The sequence below is a fragment of the Pseudomonas sp. SST3 genome (assembly GCF_003325755.1).
Map to the genome: position 1 here is coordinate 1 of NZ_QORI02000072.1, position 5,942 is coordinate 5,942.

General features: G+C 66.8%; 7 protein-coding genes and 1 pseudogene. All 8 read left to right on the forward strand.

The features are described 5' to 3' along the window. Positions 1 to 294, forward strand: a pseudogene (locus tag DQ405_RS23510) (conjugal transfer protein TraG); the annotation flags it as partial. Continuing rightward, positions 291 to 779, forward strand: a complete 489-nt coding sequence (locus DQ405_RS23515) for a CopG family transcriptional regulator (RefSeq protein WP_021204032.1) — start codon at positions 291 to 293, stop codon at positions 777 to 779. The pseudogene DQ405_RS23510 and the gene DQ405_RS23515, both read left to right, overlap by 4 nt. Then, a complete protein-coding gene (gene trbB, locus DQ405_RS23520; protein WP_022960601.1) occupies positions 776 to 1,846 on the forward strand; it encodes a P-type conjugative transfer ATPase TrbB in 1,071 nt (356 codons plus the stop codon). The genes DQ405_RS23515 and trbB overlap by 4 nt, the downstream gene beginning before the upstream one ends. Beyond that, entirely contained in the window at positions 1,843 to 2,256 is a 414-nt protein-coding gene (locus DQ405_RS23525) for a TrbC/VirB2 family protein (protein ID WP_168426300.1), read from the forward strand. The genes trbB and DQ405_RS23525 overlap by 4 nt, the downstream gene beginning before the upstream one ends. Continuing rightward, positions 2,225 to 2,494, forward strand: a complete 270-nt coding sequence (locus DQ405_RS23530) for a VirB3 family type IV secretion system protein (protein ID WP_021204031.1) — start codon at positions 2,225 to 2,227, stop codon at positions 2,492 to 2,494. Before DQ405_RS23525 ends, DQ405_RS23530 begins: the two co-directional genes overlap by 32 nt. A 10-nt stretch (positions 2,495 to 2,504) precedes the next feature. Next, entirely contained in the window at positions 2,505 to 4,955 is a 2,451-nt protein-coding gene (gene trbE, locus DQ405_RS23535; protein ID WP_021204030.1) for a conjugal transfer protein TrbE, read from the forward strand. Further along, positions 4,952 to 5,695, forward strand: coding sequence for a P-type conjugative transfer protein TrbJ (gene trbJ / locus DQ405_RS23540; protein WP_011716362.1), 744 nt, complete (start codon positions 4,952 to 4,954; stop codon positions 5,693 to 5,695). The genes trbE and trbJ overlap by 4 nt, the downstream gene beginning before the upstream one ends. 31 nt (positions 5,696 to 5,726) lie before the next feature. Beyond that, on the forward strand, positions 5,727 to 5,942 hold a 216-nt coding region (locus tag DQ405_RS23545), incomplete at its 3' end, for a hypothetical protein (RefSeq protein ID WP_168426301.1).

Here is a 5,942-nt window from a genome sequence, read left to right on the forward strand (position 1 = left end):
GCACGGCCTGACGACTGGAGCGGCTTGGCAATACCTGCGGTTCCCGCGACACCGGCCACGGCGTCCGCCGATGACCTGGAGGCCTTGGGTTCGACCGACGATGGCGGCCCACGCCGCCAGCCCGAACTGTCCGAAGCCATCGCCTATGCCCCCGAGATGGATGCCCCGAGCAGCGACCTGTCGCTGCTCGATGACGACGACATGCCCCCGGTGCTTCCCGGCCAGATCGACCCCGCCCTGCAACGCACGGCGCGACTGGCTTCTCTCGACCCCAACGACGGAATCGACCTATGAGCCAATACCGCCTCAATCTGTTCATCCAGCACGAGCACGCCAAACGTCTGGAAGAACTGGCCGCCAAGAAAGGCGTGTCCAAGTCGTCCATCGTCGCGGCGGCGCTCGCATCGTGGCTATCGCCCGATGCCGGCGACCAGCGTGAGGCCGCCATCGCCAAACGACTGGATCGCCTGTCGCGGCAGGCCGAGCGCCTGGAGCGTGACCAGAACATCCAGATCGAGACGCTGGCGCTATTCGTCCGCTACTACCTGACCGTCAGCACGCCGGTGCCGGAGGCCCATCAGGATGCGGCTCGCGCGCAGGGCAAGGCGCGCTTCGAGCAGTTCGTCGAACAGTTAGGCCGCCACCTGCTGCGTGGCCGCAGCCTGGTACGGGACGTGGTGGAAGAACTGCATCCCCAGGATCGTGAGTTCGAGATGCGCATGGATGACGCGGCCGCGATGGCCGCCGCCCATGAACGCACTGCGGAGCGTGCGTCATGAGTGCCGTTCCTCAAATCCCGCCCGAACCGCGCTCATCCGCTGCAGCATCCCAGGATCGCCGCATCCAGATGCTGCGCACGGCGATGGGGCCGGTGATCGCCGCTGCGCTGGAAGACCCGGACGTGGTGGAAGTGATGCTCAACCCCGACCGGACATTGTGGGTGGATCGGCTGTCGTCTGGCCGTGCGCCGCTCGGCGTCGAACTGCCCGAAGCCGATGGCGAACGCATCATCCGCCTGGTCGCCGCCCATGTCGGTGCGGAGGTGCATCGCGGCCAACCGCTCTTGACCGCCGAACTGCCTGAAACCGGCGAACGCTTCGAGGGCATCCTGCCGCCCGCCGCACCCGGCCCGGCCTTTGCGCTGCGCAAGCGTGCCGTGAGCATCATCGGTCTGGATCGCTATGTGGCTGATGGCATCCTGACCACTGGGCAGGCCGAGTTTCTGCGTCATGCCGTGCGCGAGCGGCACAACATCCTGATCGCCGGAGGCACCAGCACCGGCAAGACCACGCTGGCCAATGCCTTGCTGGCCGAGATCGCCGCCACCGGCGACCGCGTGCTGGTGCTCGAAGACACCATCGAACTGCAATGCGCGGCCCGCGACCATGTGCCGCTGCGCACCCGCGCCGGCGTCGTGTCCATGACCGAGCTGGTGCGGGCCACGATGCGCCTGCGGCCCGACCGCGTGATCGTCGGCGAAGTGCGCGGCGGCGAAGCGCTGGATCTGGTGAAGGTCTGGGGCACCGGCCACCCCGGCGGCATCGCCACCATTCATGCCGGCTCCGCGTTGGGCGCGCTGCTGCGCCTGGAGCAACTGATCCTCGAAGTGGCGGTGAATCCGCCCCGCGCCCTGATCGCCGAGGCGGTCAATGTCGTGATCCACATCGCAGGCCGCGGCCGCAAGCGCCACGTCGAAACCATTTCCCGCGTCGTCGGTTTCGACGGCGCGGGCTACCGCCTGGCGGATGCGCTGGAAGCGACGCTTCCCGAGCTGCCGCCGGTTCCTCTTACAGCCGCTGCCGCTACGCCTTCCTCGATCCCTGAACAACCTGGAGAACTGCCATGACGCACGTTGATGCTTTCCGTCTTTCTGTAAACCCGCTTTCCCCGCTGCCCATGCTGGCGCGTTTGCATCGCCTGGCCCGACCCGCAGGACAAGGGTTGCTGCTCGCGGTGTTGATGCTGTTGCTGGCGGGCACGGCGCAGGCCGCCGGTTCCTCAATGCCGTGGGAAGGCCCGCTGCAATCCATTCTCGAATCCATCCAGGGGCCGGTAGCCCGCATCGTCGCGGTGATCATCATCATCGCCACCGGCCTGGCGTTGGCCTTCGGCGATACCAGTGGCGGCTTTCGCAAGCTGATCCAGATCGTCTTCGGCCTGTCCATCGCCTTCGCGGCTTCGAGCTTCTTCCTGTCGTTCTTCAGCTTCTCCGGCGGGCCGTCGTATGAGCACGGCCACCGATCTTCCGGGCTTTGAAGTGCCGCTGCATCGCTCGCTGACCGAGCCGATCCTGCTGGGCGGTGCGCCGCGCACCGTGGCGATTGCCAACGGCACGCTGGCCGCCGCCGTCGGGCTGGGCCTGCAACTGTGGATTCCCGGCGTGGTGCTCTGGATCATCGGCCATTCGCTGGCCGTATGGGGCGCGCGTGTCGATCCGCAGTTCATGCAGGTCTTCGCCCGGCACATCAAGCACAAGCCGCTGCTGGACGTGTGAGGACGATGCCATGCTGAACCTTGCCGAATACCGCCAACGGCCCGCGCTGCTGGCCGACTGGCTTCCCTGGGCCGGGCTGATCGCGCCGGGCGTTGTGCTGAACAAGGATGGCTCTTTCCAGCGCACGGCACGTTTTCGCGGGCCGGACTTGGACAGCGCCACGCAAGGCGAGTTGATCGCCACATCGGCGCGGCTCAACAACGCGTTGCGCCGCCTGGGTTCGGGCTGGGCCTTGTTCATTGAGGCCGAACGCCGGCCGGCGGCGGACTACCCACACTCCGACTTTCCCGAACCGCTGTCCTGGCTCGTGGACGAGGAACGCCGCGCCGCCTTCGAGGAATCAGGGCATCACTTCGAGAGCGGCTATCACCTGACGCTGGCTTACCTGCCGCCCGAGGAATCGCGCGCCCGCGCGGCCAAGCTGCTCTTCGAGAACGCGCCCGGCGATGGCGTGGACTGGGGCGGTCGCCTCGATGCCTTCGTGGCGGAAGCCGATCGTGTCTTCGACTTGCTCGATGGCGTGATGCCGGAAATCGCCTGGCTCGATGACGCCGAGACGCTGACCTACCTGCACGCCGCGGTTTCGACGAGGCGTTATCGCGTGGGCGTGCCCGAAGTGCCGTTCCACATCGACGCGCTACTGGCCGACTGCGCCCTAGTCGGTGGCCTGGCGCCCACGCTGGGAGACCAGCACCTGCGCGTGGTGTCGGTGCGGGGCTTTCCAACTTCCACCTGGCCGGGCCTGCTGGACGACCTCAACCGCCTGGGCTTCGCCTACCGCTGGAGCACGCGCTTTCTCTGCCTGGACAAAGCCGAAGCGGAAAAGGAACTCGGTCGCCTGCGCCGCCAGTGGTTCGCCAAGCGCAAGAACGTCATCGCGCTGCTGCGTGAAACCATATTCCAGCAGGAAAGCCCGCTGGTGGATACCGACGCCAGCAACAAGGCCGCCGATGCCGACGCCGCCCTGCAGGAACTGGGCAGCGATCAAGTGGCCTTCGGCTACCTCACCGCCACAGTGACGGTGCTCGATGTCGATCCAGCCGCGGCCGACGAAAAGCTGCGCATGGTGGAGCGCGTCATCCAGGGCCGGGGCTTCGTGACCATCCCCGAAACGCTGAACGCCGTGGATGCGTGGCTGTCGTCCATTCCTGGCAACGCTTACGCCAATGTGCGCCAGCCCATCGTCTCGACGCTGAACTTGGCGCACATGATGCCCTTGTCAGCGGTGTGGGCCGGGCCGGAGAAGAACGACCATCTGGACGGCCCGCCGCTGATCGTCACCCGCACCGATGGCGCGACGCCTTTTCGCTTGGTCACGCACATCGGCGACGTGGGCCACACACTGGTCGCCGGGCCGACCGGCATGGGCAAGTCGGTACTGCTTGCCATTCTGGCCATGCAGTTCCGGCGCTACTTCGGCTCGCGGATCTTCGCCTTCGACATGGGCCGCTCCATGCGTGCCACGATCCTCGGCCTCGGCGGCGAACACTACGACCTCGGTGCCGATGGCGGCATCGCCTTTCAGCCGTTGGCCCGTATCGACAGCGAGGGCTACCGCACCTGGGCGGCTGAATGGGTGGAAGGCCGGCTACTGCACGAAGGCGTGACCGTCGGCCCCGACGAGAAGGCAGCCATCTGGTCGGCGCTGGGTAGCCTCGCCGGTGCGCCGGTGGAACAGCGCACGCTGACCGGGCTTTCCGTGCTGCTGCAATCGAACGCGCTACGGCAAGCGCTGTCGCCCTATGTGCTTGGCGGCGCCCACGGCAAGCTGCTGGACGCCGACCGCGACCGGCTGGGCATGGCCGACGTGCAGGGCTTCGAGATGGAAGAACTGATGCACAGCCCCGCCGCCGTGCAAGCGGTGCTGCGCTACCTGTTCGCCCGCTTCGATGAGCGTTTCGATGGTGCGCCCACGCTGCTGATTCTGGATGAAGCCTGGCTGTTCCTCGATGAGCCATCTTTCGCGGCCCGCATCCGGCAATGGCTCAAGACGCTCAGGAAAAAGAACGTCAGCGTCATCTTCGCCACGCAGAGCCTGGCGGACATCAAGGACTCGACCATCGCGCCCGCGATCATCGAGAGCTGCGCCAGTCGGATTTTCTTGCCTAACCCGCAGGCGACCGAGCCGCAGATTCGCACGATCTATGAGGGTTTCGGGCTCAACAGCCGGCAGATCGAGATCGTCGCCACCGCGCAGCCCAAGCGCGACTACTACTACCAGTCGCGTCTCGGCAACCGCCTATTCGATCTCGACCTGGGGCCGTTGGCGCTCGCCTTCGCGGGCGCATCCACCCCTCAAGACCAACGCGACATCGACCGCGTGCTGACGCAGGCCGGCGCCCCCGGCTTCACCGGCGCGTGGCTGCGCCATCGCGGCCTCGACTGGGCTGCCGACCTGCTGCCGTCCTCACCGGCGGCCGCTTCGTTTCTCAACTCCCAACCACTGGAGGTTTCACCATGAAGACCAAGCCCCGTTTGCTGTCCGTCTCGCTCGCCGCCGTGCTGTCGGTATCGCTGCTGGCCGTGCAGCCCGCGTCCGCGCTGACGGTGTTCGACCCGTCGAACTTCGTGCAGAACACGCTGACAGCCATCCGCACGCTGGAGCAGATCAACAACCAGATCAACCAGCTCCAGAACGAAGCGCAGATGCTGATGAACCAGGCACGCAATCTGGCGAAGCTGGACTTCAACATCGTCAACCGGCTGCGCTCGACGCTCGCCACCACTGAGCGCCTGATCGCCGAGGCACGCGGCCTGGCCTACGACGTGCAGAGCATGGACGCCACGTTCGCCCGCCTGTACCCGGAGCAATATGCCGCCACCATCAGCGGCGACCGCATGGCGCAGGACGCCCGCGAACGCTGGCAGAACACCTTGAACGGTCTGCACACCGCGATGCGGATGCAGGCGCAGGTGTCGCAAAACCTTGCTCAAGACGAAAGTGCGCTGGCCGACCTCGTGAGCCAGAGCCAGTCGGCCACCGGCGCTCTGCAAGCCATGCAGGCGACGAATCAGCTTCTCGCCTTGCAGGCCAAGCAGTCGATCCAGGCGCAGCAGCTCCAGATCACGCAAGACCGGGCCGCTTCGCTGGAACTGGCGCGGCAGGCGGCGGCGACCGAACGCGCCCGCGAAGTGCGGCGGCGCTTCCTCGGCACCGGCACGCCGTACACGCCGCAGTCCGTCAACTTCTACAACAACTGACGGGAGGCGGCCATGCGATGCGCTTTCCGTCCTGCTGGCCGTGCTGCTGACCGCTTGCGGCCAGCAGCCGGTCGAGAACTTGGCCGACGCCCTGGCCGCCGACCCCGTGCGGCTCAAGGCGCTACGCGGGCAATGCGCGGCTGATCGGCAAGCCGTAGGCGAGGACGCCTGCCGCGCCGCCGCCGAAGCCTTCCGGCGACGCTTCTTCGCCGGCCACACCGGGCCGGACGAATACGAATCGCTGACC

Coding starts and splice junctions, on each gene's coding strand:
- DQ405_RS23515 (WP_021204032.1), top strand. CDS start 291: ATGAGCCAATACCGCCTCAATCTGTTCATCCAGCACGAGCACGCCAAA.
- trbB (WP_022960601.1), top strand. CDS start 776: ATGAGTGCCGTTCCTCAAATCCCGCCCGAACCGCGCTCATCCGCTGCA.
- DQ405_RS23525 (WP_168426300.1), top strand. CDS start 1,843: ATGACGCACGTTGATGCTTTCCGTCTTTCTGTAAACCCGCTTTCCCCG.
- DQ405_RS23530 (WP_021204031.1), top strand. CDS start 2,225: ATGAGCACGGCCACCGATCTTCCGGGCTTTGAAGTGCCGCTGCATCGC.
- trbE (WP_021204030.1), top strand. CDS start 2,505: ATGCTGAACCTTGCCGAATACCGCCAACGGCCCGCGCTGCTGGCCGAC.
- trbJ (WP_011716362.1), top strand. CDS start 4,952: ATGAAGACCAAGCCCCGTTTGCTGTCCGTCTCGCTCGCCGCCGTGCTG.